The organism is Polaribacter sp. L3A8 (assembly GCF_009796785.1).
Lineage (GTDB): Bacteria > Bacteroidota > Bacteroidia > Flavobacteriales > Flavobacteriaceae > Polaribacter.
Map to the genome: position 1 here is coordinate 1,134,451 of NZ_CP047026.1, position 23,962 is coordinate 1,158,412.

The following is a 23,962-nucleotide window of genomic DNA, read 5'->3' on the forward strand; positions in this document are numbered from 1 at the left end:
TTAAACAGATTTTTTATATACAGCGCTAACGTAAAGAGTAGGACCTTCATACAATCCAAAAATTGATTTCATAAACTCAGTATAAAACTTAGACCTTTTAAAATTAATATATGGGAATTTTTTTATTTTACAAAACTCTAATTTAAATCCATGATTTTCTAGAACATTTGACACTGATTTTTCAGTAAAAAAATTTAAATGAATAGGAGGTCCACTTTGATATAAATTATCAATATTATTATTTTGAGTATTAAAATTTTTACGTTTATTATAATTGGGTACAGAAAAAACTAAACGACCATTGTTTACTAAAGTATCTTTAACTAATTCCAAGAATAAATTAACATCTTGTAAATGTTCAAAGACTTCCCATAACATTATTGTATCATATTTTGAAGTAAGTTCTTTCATCAAAGAAAAATCACCATTATAGAGTTTATTCCTAACCCTTTTGCTTTTAAGTGGGTTTCTTCATCGATTTCTATTCCTTGATAAATTATATTTTTAGTTTTAGTTAAATACATTCCTATTAATCCTACTCCAGAACCAATTTCTAAAACTTTAGATTTATTCTTAACAGTTTTGTTTATGATTCTTTTTCGATGGTAACCAATGTTTATTTTTCCATTTTGTAAATCTTTAAATTCTTTTATAGAATGTACAGCATACTGTGGTTTTAAACTGTTATATAACTTATTATAAACTGCTATAAACTCTTCTTCATTATAAATTTTTTCACAAAATATTAAGTTACAATTATTACATTTTACAAGATGATGTTGTTTATTTATTTTCGTTATTGAAGATTTACAAACCTTACATTTTTTAAATAATTCATTTTTCATTTTTTTTTGTTTTAAAATATGATTTATTACTTACTTTATTATTTATAGAATAGATTTTATCTAAAAAATCACCTACTTTATTTTTGGTGAAATTTCCCTTGATACTTTTACCAACAGTTATTTTTTTATTAAAATAACCTTCTCCATTTTCACCTAAATCTAATCCATAAATTTCTAATTTTTTATCACACATATCCGAGAGTACATAAGCTAATGCTAAAGCAATAAAGCCAGAATTAACTCCAAAAAAATCAATTTCTAATTTATTTTTAATATACATAATAAACTCTTCATAAACAGAATTGAGTGCTGGTTTAGTTTCATTATTAGTTATTAGAAACTCTCTTTTTGTTCTTGATTTAGACTTTAAATATTTATATAATAATTTAACACCATATTCTTTTTCTCTTCCTTCATTTGTCGCATAAAGAAAAACAGATCCTTTCCAATTTTCACTCTCTTTAAACGATTTTAAATATTTTATTAAGTAATATGAATCGTTAACCACATAAACATAATCTTTTTTATTTACTAAGCTTATTGCTGCATTTGTTGTAAAATATAATGTATCATTATTAAGAACAATATTTTTAGACGAAGGACCGCTTGCTACAACTGCAATTTTATCATACTTATCTACGTCAAAATATTTGATAATATTAGACAATTCTGTATAGTTGTCATAGTTTTTAGGCACCCGCCTAACACTCATGGAATAAAGTTTAATAATATTATAATAAAACTCATAATTCCTTTTATTTAATAATGATTTAATTTTCATTTCCTTGTTTATGACTAGTATGTGTAATTATTGTAAATCTCATTCTTATTTTAATTTAAAATAATCATCCAACAAAGTGTTATTACTTCTTTTTATGTTATCCTTTCTAAAAATCATGACGATTCCTTTTGGAAGTATTGTCGAATTTAAAGATTTTGAACTGTACAATAAGTCTATATATTTAATCCATCCAAATAAAATTCTACCTAAAAATAAGAAAACCATTCTTATTAGTCTATTCCTAGATAATTCTACTAGAAAAGAAGAGTTCATTGTAGCAATTGTTGCTGCTTTTCCTTCTGGTACTTCATATAAAATTAATTCAGATTTAGTAAACAAACTTCTTAAACCTGTGTAAGTAAATCTAAAAAAATCATAAGGATGGCTGTGGTATGGAAAATTAAATGGTACTTCAACTAGAATTTCTCCATTCTTTTTAACAACCCTTTCCATTTCTTTAGCAACTATCCATGGTTTCATAGTATGTTCTAATACTTGTGATGCAATAACCAAATCAAAAGCTTCGTCCTTAAAAGGTATTTCATGTGCGTCAAATACAATATCAGGACTAAACTGTAAATGCACATCTGAGTTTATTACTAAAGATTGATTAAAAGCATTATTATAATAGCCAACCTTATCACCAGAACCAATTATTAATATATTTTTCCCTTTAAACTTTTCACTAAGATTCTTAAATCTTTTTTCTTGGGTAAAGTCTTTAGATAATGAAGGAAGAACTTTCTTACGAATATAATTCTTAATACTATTATTTCTATATTTAGAGCTTTGTGTTGTGAATTTAACTTCTAACACATCACTAATTTTAAAAATACTTTTACCTTCATTAATGATAATAGGGATTTTATTTTTTATATGAAACTTAGTGTTACAAGTAAATATAATTTCATTATTGTTTATTTCATTAACAGAACCTTTTGTTATTGGGTTTTGTAAATTTGATTTTATAAAAGCTACTTTCATGTTTTTTTTGAATTAAGTTGTATATATAATATTTCGAATTTAAAAATATTATTTAACTATCTAATATTATTTTGGTTTATTAAAAACTAATGATTGTAAACCATAAAACATGCCTACAAATTCAGTAAACATTTCTTTACTTTTCTTTGTTGTAAACACATTCAAAAAACGAATTGTCATTAATAATAAAATAATAGCATTCCATTTTAGTCTTGCTTTTAAAGATGGGCTCGGAAATTTTGTTCTCCAAACATACCACCCATTTCTAATTACCATTTTTCCGTAAGCAAACTTATTCGGTCTGCCTCCATCTTCATGATAATGATATAAAGTGGCAGATGTATTTACAAACAATTTATGTTTTCTAGATACTCTTAAACAATATTCTAAATCTTCATACAAACCATACCCTTCAAAATATTCCGAGAATTTTATGGTATCTACCACATCCTTTTTAAAAGAGGATACTCCTCCCATAAAATATTCTACATTATATATTTTATTATTTGGAGGTAAGTTACCGACAGAAAATCCATTTGAAAATTCTGGCATTATACAAGGAGGTTTATCAGATAGTAATCCTAGTCGCTTTCGTAAAACATTTCTGCTTCCTAAATTTCTAACATACCCATCAATTTCATACTCCTTAAAACTTGGCTTTTCACCTTTCTTTAAAGCCTTCCATTTTACTTCATTTAAAATATAACCTCCTACTCCACCTGCCTCTGGATTTGTTTTATAAGTAGCTATTAAATTTTTAAAATAGGCTTCTTCTAAAATAATATCATCATCTAAAAAACAAACAACGTCCATATTTTCTGATACTTTATTGATACCAAAATTGCGTTGTTTTGTTAAACCTCTATCTAAATCATCAACTTTAAAATAATTAAGATTTTTAAACTTATTTTCATTTAAAACAATGGTTGTTTTATCATCCGTAGAACCATCAATAATAATAATTTCATTAGGATACAATTCTTGTTTTTCTACAGATTTTAGCAATTTTATAATTGCAACAGGACGCATATATGTACAAACAATTAAGCTAAACTTCATTCTTATTCATTATAAAATTCCACATTCTTTTGTTTGTATCTTCAATGGGTAACGTTGTAATTGTTTTTATCCACTGTTCTCTACCTGCTAAGGTTTTAACTGGGTTTTCTAAAGCATCCTTAACTACATTATACACATCTTCTCTTTTATTTATCCAAAAAACAGGGTTTATTTTTTTTATCATATCAAAATGGATAAATCTATAAATTCTTTTAACCGTCCAATTATAATTACTTTCTACATCATAATTAATGTAACAAGATGGTTTGCCTAACAAAGCTGCGTCTAGTGCCATTGTAGACCCCATATTTACAACTAATTCCGAATGAAAAATAGTATTTACTAATAAAACAAGATCACTTTTACTTGGCCCTCCTTTGTTCCATAAAAAAGTTTCGCTTCCAAACCATTCTGGTTTTAGCTCTGTTATAAGATTGGGATACTCTGCTAAAACTTCATCAAACCCATCATTTCTATCAATAGGGTTTGGACGAAATATAATTCTATAGTTGTCCTCAATACTGTTAAGTTGTAATACTGCTTTACAAAGATCTTGTAAAAACACTGGATCATTAGGTGAGGTGGTCTTATCGTTTCCAGAGAAAAGAATAAACTTTTTAGCTGTTTCTAAATTAAATTGTGATAAAAAATCTGCTCTTTGTAACAAATAATTTTTATCAAAATAAGGTACAAACTGTGGTGTTCCTGTTATTTTAATATGAGTTGATTCTAAAAAAGGATAATGCGTTAACATTTCTTTTTTCATATAAGAACTCCATACAAAATATTCATCTGCTTTAATTAATTGAACTCCCTTAGGAATATTATCCCAAGAATGGATAAAACAAATGGTTCTTATTCCTAAATCTTTAGCTGCCAACATAGGTGCAACTCCACTACTAGCTCTCTGATGCGTACAAAAAACAATACCAGGTTTGTGTTTTAACAGTTGCGTTTTACAGGCTTTATAATAACTTGTTTTTCTTGTAGCTTTATAAAATGGTTGGTCTAAATATTCAATTCCTTTTTGGGTAGAAAAAACTTTAGCAATAATTGTAATTATTATTTTTTTTAAGCGTAATTTAATCTTGTTATTCTTATTAATTCCTATTAAATAAAATAAATAATCCTTATTTTTAAATGTTTTAACGTTAAAAAAAAGCTCTGCTTTGTTTTTTATTTTCTGAATAAAATTTAATTTCCCATCATATTCATACTTAGGTAATTTTACAATTTTATTATCAATATTGTACTGAGCTATATAATCTTGATCTGACCAAAAAGTAATTTTGGCTTTCTCTTGGTTTAAAAACCCCGATAACACAAAGTTTTTAGCGCTATACCCAGATTGTACTAATAAAAAAATATTTTTACCTTCTTGCATTCACTATTGTTTATATATATATAAATTTTCTACCTTAAAAGAATTCAGTTTAACAGAAACTTGATAAACGACATCTTTAAATGGGATTAATTTTTGATGAAAAAAAATATTTATTTTTACCAAAGGAATGCTAAATCCCTTTAATTTTTTAATTGAAGAATAAAGAAAGGAAGCTACGTCTTTGCAACAAAAAATGTTTGTTTTTTTAAAAACAATACCATTAAATTGATTACCAACCTTATTTACCCTTGCTAAAACGACTACTTTTTTATGAAACTGATCTTTCATTACGCTCCCTAAAACACTTATAAACAATTATATAATTGCACTTTTTATCCATTTTTAATCTTTGTGGAGGCTTCATTAAAAATCGCTTGCAAGGTAGTTATTCTATCATTTACGAACAAAAGAACCATCAATAAAAATTAACTATTCATTAACAAACTAAAGTTTAACCATTGCCAAATATGAAAACTAGATTGATTATCTCCGTCTACATAATTTTTCCATTCTTGTTTTAAAACTGTGGTATCAAACCAACTAGAAAATTCTGATTTCTCTATTTTTTCTATTTCCTTATCAACAAATATTTTTAGCTCGTTACCCAACCATTCTCTTTGAGGGGTTTGCAATGGTCTTTTAGGTGCGTAAGATATAGAATCACTTAAATGTTCTGACACGATATTTCTAAGTAAATATTTTTGAATACCGTCTTTAATTTTATATTCTAAAGGTTGTGCAAATGCATATTCTACCAACCTGTAATCTAAAAAAGGTTCTCTTAATTCTGTACTAGATGCCATTGATACTCTATCATTAAACCTTAAAGCTCTTGGTATTTTTGTATAAAACAAATCTCTATATTGTTTATTTAAAACCTCATCTTTAAAAGGTTTTGGATACTTGGGTTTTTGAGCTAAATCTAGAATTTCTTTAGACAGAACATTTGTTTTAAAAGGAGATTTATTTACTCCTTGAATTATAGAATTATTATTTTGTGTATAATAATCGTAACCAGCCCACTGCTCATCCATTCCCTGACCATCTAACAAAACCAACGTTTTATCTTTTCTTGCTTGCTCAAAAATCTTAGCATAGGCAATTGTTGGTACACCTCCATAAGGCTCGTCTTGAAAATAAGATACTTTTTTTGATCTCTCACAAACTTCACCAGACAATAATTTTACTTTTTCTAATGGATTTTTTGTTAAAGAAATCATTTCTTCTACCCAAGGTAACTCATCATACCTTTCATCTTCTGTATAAAAACTATATGCTTTTATAACTTCTTTTTTACGCGGATTCAGTTGGTTTACAAAAGCAAGTAAGGCAGAACTATCTAAACCTCCGCTTACATTAAAACCTACAGGTACATCTGATCTAAATCGTAAAGAAATACTATTGCTTAATAGTGCTGTATATTTCTTCTTTACAATTTTATAAGGTTCTATTTGTTGGTGTTTTTTAATTTCCTCTTCAAAGAAATACCATTTTTTTATTTGTAAATTCCCTTGTTTTAACTCTAAAAAATGTCCGCCTGGTAATTGATTTATATTATCAAAAAAAGTTTCTTCTGGCATACCATAACTACCGTAGGCAAAATAACTTGCCCAAACTTTTTTATTTGGCAGCTTATCAATTCCGGTAGCATGCAGTGCTTTAATTTCTGATGAAAAGTAGAGGGTGTTTTCTTTTAAATGATAAAAAAAAGGTTTTACTCCAAAACGATCTCTAGCCGCAAAAAGGGTTTTATTTAAAGTATCCCAAATAGCAAAAGAAAACATACCGTTTAAGCGTTCTAAACATTTTACGCCCCATTTTATATATGCTGCTAATAATACTTCTGTATCTGAATTGGTGATAAAGTTATAATCTAACTCCTTTTTTAATTCGATATAATTATAAATTTCACCATTAAAAATTATCTGATATCTCTGTGAAAAATCTGTAAATGGTTGATTTGCTTCTTCTGATAAATCTATAATAGACAACCTATTATGACCTAGAAAAACATTATCATTACACCAACTTCCTGTATTATCTGGACCTCTATGTTTTTGAGCATCTAACATTTTAAACAGCAATTCTTTACTCGAATGATCACCAACTATTCCTGCAATTCCACACATTTATTCTATTTCTTTTTTTAGATTCTCTATTAATTTCTTAGTCCTAATAACTCTTCCTTTACCATTTAAATGATAGCTACTATCATAAAAAAAATCAGCCGTATAAACATTATCACTAGGTAAACCCATAAACTTAATATTTGTTTCTTTTTTTACAATATTTATATCTTTTAAGAAACCTGTATCAAATTGAGATTTTTCAATTGGGGGAAAAGCAATAATAAACCTTGCTCCTTTTTGAATGCATAGTTCATTCATTTTTTTTATTGCAGTTATAAAATCATCGCTAACCTTCATTCCGTTTAATCCCTGGTAACGTGTTTTATCTTGGGGTTTAATTTTAGAATCATTATTATAAACTAAACTAATATTATCACCCATATAATTATAAGAAGCTCTATTGTATTGTAAAGAAGTAGCTGTTTTTTTAGCTTTAAAAAGCTTTCTAATAGCACCAATATAAAAATCTATTGAAAGTTTAGTTATTTTATTTCTTAAATTTATTTTTTGTGATGCATTAAAATCTTTCACTATTTTTGGATAATAAAAAAAGGTGGTGTACAAAAAATCGTCTCCGTTTTCATTTCTATAATAAAATTCATATTCAGGAATATATAAAACAATATCATTTTTTGTTATATAATCTTTTGTAAGGTTTAACTGAAAATTACTCCCTAAACTCATTGCTAGACTGGTATTTACAACGGGAATATGAAAGTTTTTCTGAATTAATGCACTGTTAATACCATAAGCAGAACTAGAACCTCCACAAATTATAAGTTTTTGGGCGTGTTTTAAAGAATCTAATCTTTCGTATTTATTTTTTATTGCCGCAGGATAATCTTCTTTATGATTAAAATTAAACAATATAACACCTCCAATAAGTAATATTATCAGAGAAATAAAAATTACGATTTTAACAATTACCTTAAAAATAAATTTTTTCATCTACTTAAGTTGCCTTTTAAAATTGAAAATAAATAAATGAAGATTTATCATCCGCAGAAATAAAATATAATAGTACAAAAACAAAGAAAACATAAAAAAAGTTTCGATACTTTTTATCAAATACTAAAGGATACTCTTTTTTTCTAGACCACCATTCTATAATAATAAAAATTACGAGTAAAGGTATGGCCTTTTTATGGCGAATTACAGTTGGAAAAAAACTACCAAAATCTACTATTTTTTGAATATAGTGTAAAGCATCTGTTATGGTTTCTGACCTAAAAAATATCCATGCAAAAGTTGTTAATAAAAAAGTAAATAGTATTTGTAAAAGCTCTTTTAAACTTGGTAACAAACTATTTTCTGCAACTTCATTTAAATTATTTCTATTCTTATTACTTAAAAGTAAAGGTAAAAAAAACAAAGCATTCAATCCGCCCCAAGCAATAAACGTCCAATTTGCTCCATGCCAAAAACCACTAACTAAAAATATTACAAATACGTTTCTTATTTTTAATTTTAAAGTACCTCTAGAGCCTCCTAAAGGAATGTATAAATAATCTCTAAACCAAGTACTTAAAGAAATATGCCATCGCCTCCAAAACTCTGCTATATCTCTAGAAAAATACGGGTAATTAAAGTTTCTCATTAATTTAAACCCAAATAACCTTGCTGTACCAATAGCAATATCTGAATACCCAGAAAAATCACAATAAATTTGAAAAGCGAAATAAATAGCGCCCATAATTAAAGCTACCCCAGATTCATTTTGGTAATCTGCAAAAATTAAATTTACTAAAGTTGCACAAGAATCTGCAATAACCACTTTTTTTACCAATCCCCATAAAATTAATTTCATTCCAGAAACTGCTAAAGAATAATCGAATTCTCTTTTTCTAAAAAATTGTGGTAATAAATTTGTAGCTCTTTCTATTGGCCCTGCAACAAGTTGCGGAAAAAAGGACACAAAACTTGCAAAAGAAATAAAATCTTTTGTAGGTTCTAATTTTCCTTTATAAATATCTATGGTATAACTTAATGTTTGAAAAGTATAAAAAGAAACCCCTACTGGTAATATAATATTTAAAGAGCTTACGTGCATTGTTACTCCTAAACTAGACCAAGCTTCTACCCAACTATGGATAAAGAAATTATAATATTTAAAAAAGCCCAACATTCCTAAATTAAAAAGCAAACTACTATATAATAATAATTTTCTTTTTTTAACATTAGCTGTCTTTTTTAACATTAACCCTAATGTATAATCTACTAAAGTGCTTAAAAAAATAAGAGATAAAAATCGCCAATCCCACCATCCATAAAAAACATAACTGGCTACTAAGATTAGTATATTTTGAGTTTTTAATTTTTTAAAAACAAACCAATATAAAATAAATACAATAGTTAAAAAGACAAGAAATTCAAACGAATTGAACAACATAAATTAAATATTATTTTTTAATAATAATTCTGCTTTTTCCCAGTCTTTTAAGGTATCAATATTAACATAAAATTCTTTAGGAGATTCTATATAAGCAATACTATTACCAAAAAGCGAATTTTGTTTTTCTATAACAGCCGTTTTTGTGATATAAATACTACCGTCTCTATGATAAGCTTTTGGTAACTCTTGTCTTCTAGTAATAATTTCGGTTTCTCCTGTAGCTATTTTTAGATTGCCTTGTTTATTTAATTCAAATGTCCAATGCGGATTATATTCATGAGGTACTTCTTGCACAGAGACTAACGAATCTGTATCTGAATTTATAAACTTATTTAAAGCTTCATCTAAAAACGATACTGTTCTAAAAGGACTTGTTACTTGTAATAAACAAACGGCATCAAAAAACTCTCCTTTAGCCTTGTAATAATCTAATACATGTTTTATTACGGGCAATGTTGGCGAACTATCTTCTGCCAAATTAGAAGGCCTTTTAAAGGGGATTTCTACTCCTAAACTTTTAGCTACTTCTATAATTTTATCATCATCAGAACTTAATACTGTTTTTACCAAATAGTTAGATTGCAGTGCTATTTCAGAAGTATACGCTAACAATGGTTTATTACCTAGTAACTTTATGTTTTTACCAGGTACTCCTTTAGAACCTCCTCTAGCCGGAATTAAACCTAAAATTCTCATTAATATGTAATTGTTTTATGAAATTTTAAAGGTATTTTAGATAAAACATCTGCCATTTTTTGTCCAGATGCTCCTTCTCCATAAATTGTAGACGAACTGATCTTGGTGTTCTCTATTTGATTAAGTATTGCTTCTTTAATACCTTCTTTATCATAACTAACATCTACAACATTGTTGCCTCTTTGTCTTCTATTTTGACGAGTACCAATATTAACAACAGGTACTCCTAAATAAGAACATTCTCTAATACCAACACTAGAGTTTCCTATTAAACATTTACTATTTACTAAAAGTTTTAAAAAATCTTGTGGTTCCATATTTTTAAAAAAATGGATATTCTGCGGTTTATTAATTTCTCTAAAAGTTCTAATACCATTAGAAGTTCCGTCTGCACCTGCATCTACATTTGGCCAAAACCAAAAAGTGGGTATATCTAACTCTGTAACCGCTTCTAATGTTTTTAAAACATCTTCTTTTGCCGCTTCATATTCTGTAGTTACCGGATGTTGCATTACAACAATATAGCCTTTATTTTGCCAATCTACATTAGCACCTACTCCTCCATATTTTTCTAGAGGATTAAATGTTAATTTAGGATTTTCTTTTATTTCCTTTGCTAAATCTATTGATGGACAGCCTGTATTAATTACAAAATCTGGTTCTTCGCCTAATTTTATAACTCTTTCTTTTGCTTCTTCAGAGGCTACTAAATGAATATCTGCTAACTTGGTATTTGCATGCCTAACCTTTTCATCTATATTACCCGTTACCTCACCTCCTTGAATATGAATTAATGGAATATTCTGATAAGCTGCCGCTATAGATGTTGCAATTGTTTCAAACCTATCTGCAATTGTAATTACCGCATCTGGTTTTAATTTATAAAATACATTTGCTAATTCCATAACACCCAAACCAGTAGTTTTTGCCATTGCTGTTTTATTTTCACCTTCTAAAACCATGAAAACTTTTTCATCAACAACAAAGCCGTCTTTTTCTATAAAATCTACAGCATTACCATAACGCCCTAACAAAGCAGATCCTGCAACTACTAATTGCAATTCTAATGCTGGGTGGTTTTTAATTGCTAAAAGTGCTGTTTTTATTCTACTGTACGAAGGTCTAGCTGTTACTACAGCACATATTTTTCTTTTGCTCATATAATATCCGGCTCATTTAAGAAATCCCATTTTAACATAGAATTTTTTAGTTTTTTTCCAATAACTTTTTCATATTCCGAAGCTAAAATACCAAAATCTTTCGGTTTTTTCGCCTCTAAATCATCAAAAGTAAGTATGTGGTTTTTAGGTAAATCTTTATTAACAGCTAAAGATTTTTCGAAAATACTCTTTAATTCTAAAAAAGCAGAATTATCGTTTTTATCAATCGGAGCAAGTAAAGATTCATGAATATTTTTTACAGCTTTTATTAATTGTGTAGTTTCATTAATTGTTAATGATGATTTTGCATCGGGACCAAACATTTCTTTATCAAAAACTACATGAAACTCTAAAATTTCAGCCCCTAAAGCTACTGCAGCAATACACGCTTCTATAGAAGATGAATGATCTGAAAAACCAACTTTAACTTTGTATTTATTTTTTAACTGCTCTATAATATTTAACCCAAATTGAGCTGGTTTTGTTGGGTAAGAAGTAGTACATTGTAATATTGAATATGCTACTTTTCTTGTTTTTAAAAAAGCTACAGTAGCATCTAATTCTTTAAAAGAACTCATACCCGAAGAAATAATTACAGGTTTACCTGTTTTTGCAATTTTTTCTAACAGTAAAAAATTATTAACTTCTCCAGAGCCTACTTTATATCTTTTTACCCCTACTTTTTCTAATAAATCTACAGCTGCATTGCTAAAAGGAGAACTCATAAATTCTAAGCCTACTTCATTGCAATGTGCTTTTATTTCTTTCCATTGCTCTAAAGAAAACTCCATACGTTTCCAATAATCAAAACGTGTTTTATCTTGTTTAGAAAACTTTACTCTAAAAGGTTCGTAAATACTACTTTCTGCTGCTGCAATATGCGTTTGAAATTTAATTGCATCTACTCCTGTTTTAGCAACTGCATCAATATAAGAATGTAAAACCCCTAAACTGCCATCATGTGCTTGTCCTATTTCTGCAATTGTAAATATCATATGCTATTTATTTTATATCGATTTAATTCCTTCTTCAATATTTATTTTTACTTTATCTTTTAATATTTCATTTGCCCAGAAAAGAGATTTATTCCACCTTTTGTTAAACAATGAAAGTTTCCATATTTTAAATTTATAATATTTAAAAAAAACAAACAATTTGTATCCCTTTAATTGATTTTTAGAGGCATATTTTATGTATCTATATAAGGTAACCGGACCAGGTAGCGGTACTATTAAATCATCCTTATACCAAGGTAAGTATTCTCTTGCATCAAAACGCCAACCTCCCATCGGAGCCTTTAAATGGTTCATATACTCTTCATTTGTAAAAACAACACGTTGCGCATTATGATGTACATTAAAATTATACTCCTGATCATCAGAACCAAAACCTTCTATTTGAATATTAAAAGGCAAAATATCTTTATTTTTAATTAGAGAAGCTCCACCTGCTGTCATGTAAGATAATTGTACCGGAATTTCTCCTTGAATATTATTTGTGGCAAAAGAAATCATTTTTGACTTTGTGAATTCTAACTTTTTAATTAAATTTTCAATTAAATTAGGTTGGTTATTTATTAAAATATCGTCATCCAACATAATAATATAATCTGCATTACTACTAGATAAACCAACATTTCTAGCATTACACAAGCCCACTTTTTCTAATAAAACATGTTCTATTTTAAACCCCCAATCTTTAGATAAAACGGCATCTAATAATGTTTTTTCTTGACCTGGTAATTTTTGCTCTACAATAAAAAAATTATCTATTGGGTAATTATTATCCTCTATAGATTGTAATGTTTCTAAAACAAAATTGGGTCTTCCTAAGGTAGGAATAAAGGCGTCTACCTTAATCTTATTCATATCAATTTCTTGTTGATGAATCTCTTTCCAAATTGCTTTCTTCTGTTGAAAACCTTGATAGTTATTTTTAAAAATATTTGTTCCAGGTAAAACTAATTTTTTATCGAAAATAAGTTTATTTAATAGATAATAAAATACCCATTTTTTCTTTTTTGAGTAACTAATAAAATCTATATATTCTTTATTGGTTAATCCCTCTATAAAAAAATTGGAAAACCGTTTATCATTTGAAACACTTACAATAGCACCTATAAGAAAAGTAGCATATCCTAAAACCGCAAGGGCAGATTTGTAGTTTTTAGGAAAACTATAAACTGCTAATTCATTAACTACAGAGGCACTAATAATACCTATATTAGATCGAACCCGCCAAGTATCAAATGTATTGGTATCGTTTTTACTAAATTTATTAAAATAAACATTACTAAACTCTAAATACTCTGTATTTTCTAAAAACAAATGAGATCCAAAAGTGATTAATTCTGGGATATCACCAAAATTATTTTCATCTAAATAAGCATCTAATTCTTTTTGATCTTTAGTATTATAACACCAAGCTACCACCTTATTGGTTAAAGCCAAATCTTTTAACCCTTCAAAAAAAGAATTGTATGTTTTGTTTAAATACTGCCATTTAAAAGTTTCAATATTATATGATAAAATTATATTATTCATTATTTTTTCATCTTTAAAATAAAATTTTTCACCCTTACAAATTGCGATTCGTGTGAAAAATTTTCTTGATAACTATTAAATCCATTATTTGAGAGTTCCTTTCTAAAATCAGTATCATTATAGCATTTAATAATACTTTTAGCATAATCTGCCCAATTATCACTTAATATTGCATTAAAATTATTTGTTATTTCTGCGGTTCCGCCTACTCCATTTTTCATAGCAACTAAACATTGTTTATTATAAAAAATTAGCGGAATTCTTGTTCTAACACCAGTGTCTTGATTCCAAGGAATTAAATGTATATCATAAGGATGCATAACCGCAGTTAAATCTTCTACAAAACCATGTACTTTAATATTTTTATCTTTATGTAATAGCTCTATTAACTTACTATCATTATCTGGCATTTGACCAATTATTTCTAATAAAACATTAGGCAATTGTTTTTTTATACTGGGCCAACAGGTTAATAAAAAATTTTTTAACCCTACTCTATTGGCGGTTGTATTTAAACTTCCTAAATGTACTAATGATGCGGTACTTTTAGCTGTGCTTTTTTTAATATAATTAAAATTATAAGTTACAGGCAGATAAATAGAGTTGTATTTTAACTCATTAAACTGCTTATTATCAGAGCCTGAAACAGAAATAATTGCATCAACATTTTTAATCAATTTATTTTCTATTCTTTTTTTAGAAAATGTTATAATAGATGTTTTAAAGCTTTTTTTATTTTTAAATTTCATTAATTTATATTGCCAATCATGATGTACATAAAAGGAAGTAATATTTAAGTTTACAGCTAATAAACCTGCATAATACCACTGTGCCCAAACAAAATGAAAATTATTTTCTTCAATATACTTATTTAAAAAAGAATTGTTTTGATCATTTATAAATTTATAATAATATGCTGTAGGACTGCATATTATTTTTGCTATTTTTCTTAGAAAATTTATTTTTTCATCAAATAAACTTAAAGTAAGCTCATCTACTAAAATAGGGTGATTTTCAAAAAAAATAGTTTTATTTTTTGAAATAAATTGAGGCTTATTATTCGAAAAACTCGCTGTATTTACATAAAGTATTTTTATAGTATACCCTAATCCCAATAATATTGATAGGTGACTTTTTTGAACTACTGCCCCACCTGAAAAACTGTTTTTCAAAAATAATAAGTCTGTAGTTATATAAAGAATTGTTTTTTTTTTCATTATTTTTTATCAATAATTTGTTGATTGATTTTTAAATACGTTTTTAATGTATTTTTCTTAATAATTTCTTTATCTAACTTTAACTTTATTTCTTGATTAACTGTATATGCTTTACGAAGTAAATTTGGCGAATTTAATGCTTTAATTATAAGTTTCGAAATTTCAAAAGCATCTTCTGGGTTTTTAATTAAAAATCCATTTTCACCATCCTCTATATAATCTTCAGAAGCTCCACCTGGGTTAGATTGAATAGGAAAAGCACCTAAAATAATAGCTTCTAAAAGGGTATTTGGTATGCCGTCTGAAATATTGTTTCCAATAGCAATTTTTGCACTTCCAAACTTTTTTAATAATTCATGATGACTAATTTGATTGTCTCTGGTTGAATATTGAATATTTAAATTGTATTTTAAATTGATTCGTATAATTTCTTCTTCAACACTTCTATGGGCAGAATATACATAAATATCAACATCTTTTAATTTATCAATAATTAAAACTAATGCTTTTAAAACAAATAATGCTCTGCCAAAATTATGTTGATACCCTTTTAAAATGATTAAATTTCTTTGTTTAACAGGTATATTAAATTTTTGATAGTGCTGTAAATCGTATCCTCCTCCTCCAGGAAAATTAATTCCTAAAATATTAGATTGCATAGAAATTGATTTTATCAATTCCTTATCTCTTTTACATTCTAAAAAAAAATAATCTATTGTATGCACACAATTAATAATCTTTAACTTATGCTCTTGTTTATCCCTAAAAAAATAAATATCATTTCCCCAACACGAATATGCCCATTTAAAATCAATTTTTTGTCTAACTTTTAACAAAGGATAAGTTTGCGATTGCATTTCTAGAGAATGCACCAAATCTGGCTTTATTTCTTTGATTAATTTTTCTAGTTTTTCTGAAGCAGTAACTTTTAAATACCTTTCTATTTTATTAAAAACTCTTGGCATTTTTTTTTCTAAAAAATACTCTCCTTTCAAATAAGGAATTTTTCTCTTATTCCAATTTGTAGTATAATTTGTCCATAATAAATCTTTGTGAATTTTGTTGTCTAAACAATCAAAAACATATATTTCATGACCAGAATCTTTTAATTGATTGATCCATCTAGCGGCATGAATATATTGGAGACAAACGAAGAGAATTTTCATAATTTAATTATCCTTATTACAAATTGTTTCCATCATAATTTCTCTCATTTCTTTTCCCCAAACATCCCAATTTAATTCTTTTTTAAATTTTTCTAGAGAGTTTTTTACCATTTCATTTATTAAATTTTGGTTATTTAATAAATTTTCAATTTGATTGGCATAGGCTAACGGAGTTGCATTATAAGGCAAAGTATAACCATTAACCCCATTTTTAACAATGGTACTTACCCCACCGGTATCTGTTGTTATAACCGGGATTCCAAAAGCGGCTGCTTCACAAAAAACGATACCATAACACTCAGACCTTGTAGGTACAAATAACAAATGACTTTGATAAAGTAACTCGTGAAACTCTTCCATTTCTTTATCTGAATTTTTATTTAAAAAAGGAATCACTTTCATTTTAGTGTGCTGAACAGGAGGTACACAACCACAAACTGTTAATTTTACATTAAGTCCTTTTTTTAGAAGAATTTTAAAGGTCTCAAATGCAATATCTCCCCCTTTTCTTTCCCAATTTCTACCTAAAAAAAGCAAATTAATCTCAGAATTATACGCTTTATTTAAAATCTTAGATACATCTGGCACATAATCCATATTAGCACCAAATTTTACTACATGAACTTTTTCTTTTTTTAGATTGTATTTTTTTATTTCGAAATTTGCTGCCCAATCTGAAGGAAACACGTAACTATGAGATTTATCAATTGCTTTTTTCATAATAAATCTAGATTCTGATATAGAAAATGAAGCGAAGTTTGAGTAGTTAGGATAATACCCCAATAATTGATCGAATGAAGCGTCGGCTAAATAACAAATTGGTATTTTAGTTTGAATAAAAGAAATTTCAGGTCCTGCAGAAGAAGAAAAAATAAGATCTATTTTAAAGTTTTTAATTTTCTTTTTTACAAAAAAATAATAGTAAATACTTTTTAAGATATTCTGTTCTCTATTGTACCTTTTTTTTAAAAAAAACTGAGTAAGCTTATCTATACGTACTATTATACCTCCAATAATCCTTGGCCTAGGTATTGGGCCTAATACAACAACCTCTTCAAATTCTTTTTCTAGAGCTCTTAACATTCTATACTGCGTACCGGACCAAGCTCGTTTGTCTTTTGGATCTAAACTAGTTAAAAAACCTATTATTGCTTTTTCTTTCATTTTTTAGCTTTAAAAAAAATAGTTATCATAAACCTTCTTATTAATTTAAAAAAGGAAAGTATTTCAAAATTATTAGCATAGTTTTTAAATAAAATAAACCATTTATTAATAGGTATTTTACCAGTATCTTTTAAGACCAACTCATAACGCATCAAAATATATCTTCTTTTTCTTTTTGAAAAAGAGCTAAGGTTTTCTAACAAAAATTTTTCATAAAAAAGGATATTAGCTTCATCCTTTAATTTTAAATTATCTTTCTTTCCTGTAATGCTTAAGTTTGATATTCTTATAATAACTGAAGCTTCATTAATTGAAAAAATAGGTTTCCCATCAGAAAAATCTAACCACGCTTGATCATCACTATGCCAAGCTAAAGGATAGTTAAAAAAACCAAATTTATCATACGATTTTTTAGAAAAAATATATTCAGATAGCGTACTACCTGTCTCTCCATTTATTCTTCTAAAAAAAGCATCGGATGCAAGCTCCCACTTAGGCTGAACATTTTTACTTGGTGTTGTATTTGATTTATCAGAAATATTTTTAGTAGAAAAACGAATTACATTTGCTTTACCTTTAAATTCTTTATAAGAATTATAAAAACAATCTACAACAGTATTTTCTAAATAATCATCATCTCCAAGAATCATTATCCAATCTTCATTTTCTATTAAATCTATACAACGATCCCATTGTTTAACTAAAGAGTTACCACCCAAATTAGTTGAAAATTTCTTATACTTAAAATTTAAAGTGTCTTTGTATTTTTCTAATAATTCTTTTGGGCATTCAGAACTAGCATCATTACCTATGTAAACAGTAAAGTTTTTATTATTTTGATTTACAAGAGACTTTATTGTTTCTTCAAAATAAGTTAATTTAAAATATGGTATAACTATTGCTAACATTGTTGTTGTTTAAAATCTTAAAAATACTATTTATACCAAATAAACATCAAAATGACCGATTAAATTCGTTTCTTTTTCCTTAATATTTTAATATAAAATAGAATCGTAACTAAGGCTATGATTAGATTTTCTATTGCATATTTAGAAAAAATAATTCAAATTTATTATCAATCATTTTAAAATTCATTTAGTATTACTTTTACTATACAGAGTATCCGTTAACTTACCATGCTCATCTATTTTCCATGAACTAGAATTGTTTGCAGTTTTCATATAATAAGCTTGCTCTTCTGTTAAATTTTTAGGATCTAAATACCACCCTCCGTGGCTAGAAATATAGGGTTTTTTTAACCTTACCGCTTTATAAAAATTTCTGAATTTAAATTCATTAAAAGGTCTATATAATGCAAAGGTAGTATCTATATCTGCATCAAACCCAATATCTTTATATTGTTTTTTCCAAAATTTAGACTCCCAAAGAATTACTTTTTCTTTATTCGGGTTCTCGTCTGATAAATCATCTATTTTTAAACTAAAACCTACTTTGGCAAGTTTCTTATCATTTTGTAAAACATCTAAAAAAGTTTTTAAAAAATCATCTGGACACTCATTACTAGGTACAATGTCCGCATCTGTTATCACATAATATCCTTTTCCATATTCTTTATATAATTCTTTCACTTCCCAAAATACTCTATGCCCCCAATTATAATCCATTTTAATAACATTTACGTTGTTACTTATTGCATTATAATACTGAAGTAATGGTGTATAATTAGATTTATTATCTATAATAATAATATTATCATACTCATGTTTAAGTAAAAATTTAATTAATTTTTTTAGATAAAATAGTTGGTTATAATTTATAATTATTATAGGTATACTTTTTGGCTTTTTCAATTGTTCTGATACGACCTTATTTAGATAACAATTGTAAAACTGAATTTTATAAAAGAGGATTTTTTTTATAATTCTTTTAAATAACTTAAGAATTTTTTTAATCATAATTATATATTTTTAATAAAAAAACATCAAATTAACAGTATAAAGAAATACCACATACTTCATTTTTGATATTGATATAAACCTCTTTATAAAACCAATAAATTTAATCTAAGGAATTAAAAATAGCTGTAAATTTTTTAAAATAACTTTCTTTACTATACTCATTAATTTCCATTTTATTATTTGAGCCAATTCTTTCTCTTTCTGCTTTATTAGTTATTAGGTGTTCTAATTTAGAATATAACTCTTTTGAATTATTTGCAATTAACATTTCTTTATCTATAAGTAATTTGTTACAACCAGAATGATTCGTAGAAACCACTGGTAATCCATACAACATGTACTCTAAAACTACATTTGGGGTTCCTTCTAATGTAGAAACTAATACAGCAATATCTAACATATTTAATACTTTCTTTACAGGCACATCTGATAACAAACTAACTTTAGAGTTTACGTCTAAAGTTTTAATTTGATCTTTTAATAAATTAAAGTTGAATTCTGTTTCCAAGCCACTTTTTTTATCTCCCAAAAGCACCAAGTGTATGTTATTATATTTAGTACTTAATTTATTAAATACTTCCAACAATAATTGATGTAACTTTTCTTTTCTATAATGAGATATCATTCCTATCACAATATCTTTTTGATCTATCTTAAATTCATTTTTTAAAGTAATTTTATTTAAAACCTGTTTATCTATAGAAATATATTGTGGTAAACAAAATAATTTAGAATGAGGTACATTGTAATCATTTGTAATTAAATCTAAACCATTGTCGGCATTAGCAATAAACAAAGGTGTTTTGCGAATAGCATATTTTTCTAACAAATCTTTTGTAAAAAAATCTAGGCCTAATTGATGCCAAAATGTGTATTTTGCTCCTGTAAATTTATAAATCAACACCGCTAGTTTAGATGGTGGGTTTAAAAAAGGGACAAGCATATAAGGTTTTTTCTTTCTTACATGGTAAATCATTTTAATTAAATACTGTACTGTTTTTAAAATGTCTTTTAAATTTTTAATAGAAAATTTATTATCAATTTTTAGAATAAATTTCCCATAATAACTAACTTCATCAAGTTCAATTTCATTTAAAAAATTTTTAAATTCTGTAGACATTTCTCCAGAATGGGTAGCTATAAAAGATACATTACAATTTAACTCTTGTTTTGCATATTTAGCAAAACCAATTGCTTGTCTTTCTGCTCCACCTAAAACAGGTGCTTTTATAATTAATACAATATTTTTGTTTCTTAAATCCATTTAACTACGTTATTTGAAGTAATTTTTTAAATTTAAATTCTCCTTTTTTTAAATTCTTCATCAAATAATAATAAGCTTTTATTTTAAACAGGTTTTTATGGTAATTTGTTTCTTTGTATTCTATATTTATAAATTTTATAATTTCTGTTGCTTTATCATACTCTCTTTCTTTAATTAAATATCTAAATACTTTTAAAATTTGTATCAGAACTATTTTTAAAATCTCTTTATTTTTTAATGAAGATTCAAGAGTTAATATTCTTCTTTTTACTTCTAAAAAGGAAGCTATATGATACTGCTTTTTATTATTTTTTACCGTAATTGATTCATTATTTTCTCTTACATAAATTAAAACCTCATCTATAAAATCTATCGCATTTTCTTTATCTATTATTCTAGAATACAATTCTAGGTCTTGATTTTGTTTAATGGTTTCATCAAATAAATCATATTTTCTTAGAAGAGATTTTCTCCACATAGGGTGAAACGTAAGAATTGTTAGTTTTCCATAAATATAATTTTCAAATAAATCTCCTGTAATTAACATATTAGACTCCCATCCCTTTTCGTCTATTTTATCATCAAAATTTTGACTTTTACAAATTACAAAATCATTCTTTTTATTTTTAATAAAACAGGTTACTTTTTTTTCTAAGTGTTCAGGATGCATCAAATCATCACTATCAAACCAATTTACATATTCTCCTTTTGACAATTGAAATCCATAATTTCTACAAGCATTTGCTCCTTTAATACGATCATTAGGCCTTGTATGATATTGGAAACGATTATCTTTTTTAACATACGCTTCTAAAATAACAGAAGTAGTATCTGTAGAACCATCATCTACCACAATACACTCCCAATTGGTATGCGTTTGTGCTATAATAGAATCTAACGTTTCAGTAATTAAGTGAGCTCGGTTATAGGTTGGTATAATTATGGAAACCAATGGATTATTCATAGCAATATACTTTATCTATTAAATATTTTGTTAACTTGGTTGTTGTAAAATGATTATTAACATACTTCATTCCGTAATTTCCCATTATTTGCCTCACCTCTTCATTCTCTTTCAAATATATTATTTTATCTACAAAAGCATTTATATCTTTTTGCGGTAACACATACCCTGTTTTACCATCTACCATACCATATTGCATACCACCAGCATCAGACACTAAAACAGGCAATGCCATAGCTTGTGCTTCTTGTATTACCAAACCTTGTGTTTCTGCTCTTTTAGTAATTTCATCTTCGATACCTGGTGATATAAAAAGATGACTTTCTTTAAATATATTTTTTATTTTTTCTTGTGACACCCCTCCATAAAATTTAATAAAATTCTCGAGGTTAAAATCTTTTGTTTTTAGTTGTAGCTCGTCCATTAATTCTCCTTCTCCAATAATATTCATTTTAAAATGAATCTCTTTTTCTTTTAATGCTTTCGCTATTTTAATCATTAAATGACTCCCTTTTAAATTTATAAGTCTACCACAATAAGAAATATTTATAGCTTCTTCTTTATTTCTTCTGTTCGCTTTTTTTACATGAAACAACTTTAAATTAGGGCCCATAGGTAAGATTTCTATGTTTTTTAATCCGGGATTTACCGCCTTTAAAAGGTGTTGAAGATAAACTGTATTTACGGTAAAAATCGCTGCATTTTTAAAAAGTACATTATATTTTTTTCTATAATATGCTTCTTTATTAGGCATTAAATCATAACCATGAAATGTTACTACAATTTTAACTGTTGATGGAATAATATTAAGCGCTTTTAATTCTGCAAATTGAATTCCATTATGCCCAAAATGAGCATGAATAATATGAGGCATTTTATTAAAAACAAAATAAATACTTTTATAAAATAGGTTTAAATTGTAAGCTTCTTTTTTATGTTTTTTAATATTTAACGTATTAAATAATACCCTCCATTGTATTTTATAAAACTTAGAAATAAGTAACGTTAACGCATACAATACTCGCTTGTATTTTTTTACAGGAGTACGTATTGTATTATAATATGTTTTTTCTAATAAACGGTATTCTTTAATTACTTGATGTATTTTTACTTTTTTGTTTTCTGCAATAGAAAAAATACGGATATCATATCCCTCATCTATTAATCCTGTAATTTGATTAACAATAAAAGTTTCTGATAATGTAGGAAAACCGTCTACTATAAAAAGTATTCTTGTTTTTTGCATTAGTTAAAAAGTTTTACATTTTTTTGAATCATAGACTACTAAAATCGTAATTTACTGGCAATAAACGTTATTAAAAACGACAAACCTTTCTTATTTTTACTAATATTTTTACAGAATTCTTGTAAATAATTGTTCCGTAAAACAACCCAAACCATTCAATACAAATCCAATATTTTTTCTTTTTACTTAAAAAGCTATTTGCTTTTAATTTATCAAACTCTTTTGCGGCTTTTTTTGATAGTGATGGGTATTCCTTTTCTGCCCATATGTACAAGTGATAATACATCCGTTTAGAGTAACTTAATAAATCTGTATTTTTATCCTTTTTTAATAACTCTGTGATTAAACCATAACTTTTAAAAGCGGACTCAAATTTATTTAATGAATTTAAACTACTTAAACTATCTGTAGGTAATACTCTGTAATAACCTAAAATTTTATCAATACAAATTACTTTTTTAGAATGATACAATATTCTAGAAAAATACTCTCCGTCATCATTATTTGTAATATTTACATTCCATGCTCCTGCCTTTTCTATAAGGCTTTTATGTACCAACCAAGCTACTGGTATTACAAACCAATTATCAATTCCATAACTCACCATTACATCTTTGCCCGTACAAATTTTCGAATAATTTATATCAATAAACCTAAAATCATCATGTTTACTTATATCTTTTGAAAAATTAGCCCAATAAGTAAATGATAAATCTGCATTTACCTGCAACATCTTTTTTAATTGTAATTCAATTTTATCCTTGTGTAAAATGTCATCTGAATCTAAAAACTGAATGTAATTACCTTTTGCTTTAGAAAGCCCAATATTACGAGCATTAGAAGCTCCTTTATTTTTTACTTTATAACATTGAACTCCTTTTCTCTTAAAATCATCAAATAAAGTTTGCGTATTATCCGTAGAGCCATCATCAATTACAATAACCTCAATATTCGTATAACTCTGGTTAAGTGTACTTTCTACAGTCTGTTGTAAAAAAGCAATTGAGTTATATGTTGGAATTATAATACTTACTAAAGGAGTTTTCATG

The 23,962-nt window shown here is 26.7% G+C and carries 22 protein-coding genes; all 22 read right to left on the reverse strand.

Annotation, left to right across the window (positions count from 1 at the left end):
* Window positions 1–411 (reverse strand): class I SAM-dependent methyltransferase, encoded by a 411-nt coding sequence (locus GQR92_RS04420; RefSeq protein WP_158837987.1) that lies wholly within the window; start codon window positions 409–411, stop codon window positions 1–3.
* Window positions 411–845 carry a methionine biosynthesis protein MetW gene (locus tag GQR92_RS04425; RefSeq protein WP_158837988.1) on the reverse strand — a complete coding sequence of 145 codons (435 nt, stop codon included), beginning with the start codon at window positions 843–845 and terminating at the stop codon, window positions 411–413. The genes GQR92_RS04420 and GQR92_RS04425 overlap by 1 nt, the downstream gene beginning before the upstream one ends.
* Window positions 835–1,626 carry a hypothetical protein gene (locus tag GQR92_RS04430; protein ID WP_158837989.1) on the reverse strand — a complete coding sequence of 264 codons (792 nt, stop codon included), beginning with the start codon at window positions 1,624–1,626 and terminating at the stop codon, window positions 835–837. Before GQR92_RS04430 ends, GQR92_RS04425 begins: the two co-directional genes overlap by 11 nt.
* 45 nt (window positions 1,627–1,671) lie before the next feature.
* The gene (locus tag GQR92_RS04435; RefSeq protein ID WP_158837990.1) at window positions 1,672–2,610 is read right to left on the reverse strand and encodes a class I SAM-dependent methyltransferase; all 939 of its coding nucleotides are present in this window, start codon (window positions 2,608–2,610) and stop codon (window positions 1,672–1,674) included.
* Between the two features lie 66 nt (window positions 2,611–2,676).
* A complete protein-coding gene (locus tag GQR92_RS04440; protein ID WP_158837991.1) occupies window positions 2,677–3,669 on the reverse strand; it encodes a glycosyltransferase family 2 protein in 993 nt (330 codons plus the stop codon).
* Window positions 3,659–5,053 carry a hypothetical protein gene (locus GQR92_RS04445; RefSeq protein WP_158837992.1) on the reverse strand — a complete coding sequence of 465 codons (1,395 nt, stop codon included), beginning with the start codon at window positions 5,051–5,053 and terminating at the stop codon, window positions 3,659–3,661. The genes GQR92_RS04440 and GQR92_RS04445 overlap by 11 nt, the downstream gene beginning before the upstream one ends.
* Window positions 5,054–5,478: 425 nt before the next feature.
* Window positions 5,479–7,182, reverse strand: a complete 1,704-nt coding sequence (asnB, locus tag GQR92_RS04450) for an asparagine synthase (glutamine-hydrolyzing) (RefSeq protein WP_158837993.1) — start codon at window positions 7,180–7,182, stop codon at window positions 5,479–5,481.
* Window positions 7,183–8,130 (reverse strand): hypothetical protein, encoded by a 948-nt coding sequence (locus tag GQR92_RS04455; protein WP_158837994.1) that lies wholly within the window; start codon window positions 8,128–8,130, stop codon window positions 7,183–7,185. It lies immediately after the preceding gene.
* Window positions 8,131–8,146: 16 nt separating this feature from the next.
* A complete protein-coding gene (locus tag GQR92_RS04460) occupies window positions 8,147–9,571 on the reverse strand; it encodes an MBOAT family O-acyltransferase (RefSeq protein WP_158837995.1) in 1,425 nt (474 codons plus the stop codon).
* 3 nt (window positions 9,572–9,574) lie between these two features.
* Complete coding sequence (locus GQR92_RS04465; protein WP_158837996.1) at window positions 9,575–10,270, reverse strand: acylneuraminate cytidylyltransferase family protein; 696 nt, start codon at window positions 10,268–10,270, stop codon at window positions 9,575–9,577.
* Window positions 10,270–11,430, reverse strand: coding sequence for a UDP-N-acetylglucosamine 2-epimerase (gene neuC / locus GQR92_RS04470; protein WP_158837997.1), 1,161 nt, complete (start codon window positions 11,428–11,430; stop codon window positions 10,270–10,272). The genes GQR92_RS04465 and neuC overlap by 1 nt, the downstream gene beginning before the upstream one ends.
* Complete coding sequence (locus GQR92_RS04475) at window positions 11,427–12,425, reverse strand: N-acetylneuraminate synthase family protein (protein ID WP_158837998.1); 999 nt, start codon at window positions 12,423–12,425, stop codon at window positions 11,427–11,429. Before GQR92_RS04475 ends, neuC begins: the two co-directional genes overlap by 4 nt.
* A 12-nt stretch (window positions 12,426–12,437) precedes the next feature.
* A complete protein-coding gene (locus GQR92_RS04480) occupies window positions 12,438–13,973 on the reverse strand; it encodes a glycosyltransferase family 2 protein (RefSeq protein WP_158837999.1) in 1,536 nt (511 codons plus the stop codon).
* Window positions 13,973–15,190: a glycosyltransferase gene (locus tag GQR92_RS04485; protein WP_158838000.1), complete on the reverse strand. Its 1,218-nt coding sequence runs from the start codon at window positions 15,188–15,190 to the stop codon at window positions 13,973–13,975. Before GQR92_RS04485 ends, GQR92_RS04480 begins: the two co-directional genes overlap by 1 nt.
* Window positions 15,190–16,356, reverse strand: a complete 1,167-nt coding sequence (locus tag GQR92_RS04490; protein WP_158838001.1) for a glycosyltransferase — start codon at window positions 16,354–16,356, stop codon at window positions 15,190–15,192. Before GQR92_RS04490 ends, GQR92_RS04485 begins: the two co-directional genes overlap by 1 nt.
* Window positions 16,357–16,359: 3 nt before the next feature.
* Window positions 16,360–17,520, reverse strand: coding sequence for a glycosyltransferase family 4 protein (locus tag GQR92_RS04495; protein WP_158838002.1), 1,161 nt, complete (start codon window positions 17,518–17,520; stop codon window positions 16,360–16,362).
* The gene (locus tag GQR92_RS04500) at window positions 17,517–18,428 is read right to left on the reverse strand and encodes a glycosyltransferase (RefSeq protein WP_158838003.1); all 912 of its coding nucleotides are present in this window, start codon (window positions 18,426–18,428) and stop codon (window positions 17,517–17,519) included. The genes GQR92_RS04495 and GQR92_RS04500 overlap by 4 nt, the downstream gene beginning before the upstream one ends.
* A 183-nt stretch (window positions 18,429–18,611) precedes the next feature.
* Window positions 18,612–19,331 (reverse strand): glycosyltransferase, encoded by a 720-nt coding sequence (locus tag GQR92_RS04505; RefSeq protein ID WP_158838004.1) that lies wholly within the window; start codon window positions 19,329–19,331, stop codon window positions 18,612–18,614.
* A gap of 208 nt (window positions 19,332–19,539) precedes the next feature.
* Window positions 19,540–20,703 (reverse strand): glycosyltransferase family 4 protein, encoded by a 1,164-nt coding sequence (locus tag GQR92_RS04510; protein ID WP_158838005.1) that lies wholly within the window; start codon window positions 20,701–20,703, stop codon window positions 19,540–19,542.
* 4 nt (window positions 20,704–20,707) lie between these two features.
* Window positions 20,708–21,667, reverse strand: a complete 960-nt coding sequence (locus tag GQR92_RS04515) for a glycosyltransferase family 2 protein (protein ID WP_233270005.1) — start codon at window positions 21,665–21,667, stop codon at window positions 20,708–20,710.
* Entirely contained in the window at window positions 21,660–22,913 is a 1,254-nt protein-coding gene (locus GQR92_RS04520; protein ID WP_158838006.1) for a glycosyltransferase, read from the reverse strand. The genes GQR92_RS04515 and GQR92_RS04520 overlap by 8 nt, the downstream gene beginning before the upstream one ends.
* A 70-nt stretch (window positions 22,914–22,983) precedes the next feature.
* Window positions 22,984–23,961 (reverse strand): glycosyltransferase family 2 protein, encoded by a 978-nt coding sequence (locus GQR92_RS04525; RefSeq protein WP_158838007.1) that lies wholly within the window; start codon window positions 23,959–23,961, stop codon window positions 22,984–22,986.
* Window position 23,962: the final 1 nt, after the last annotated feature.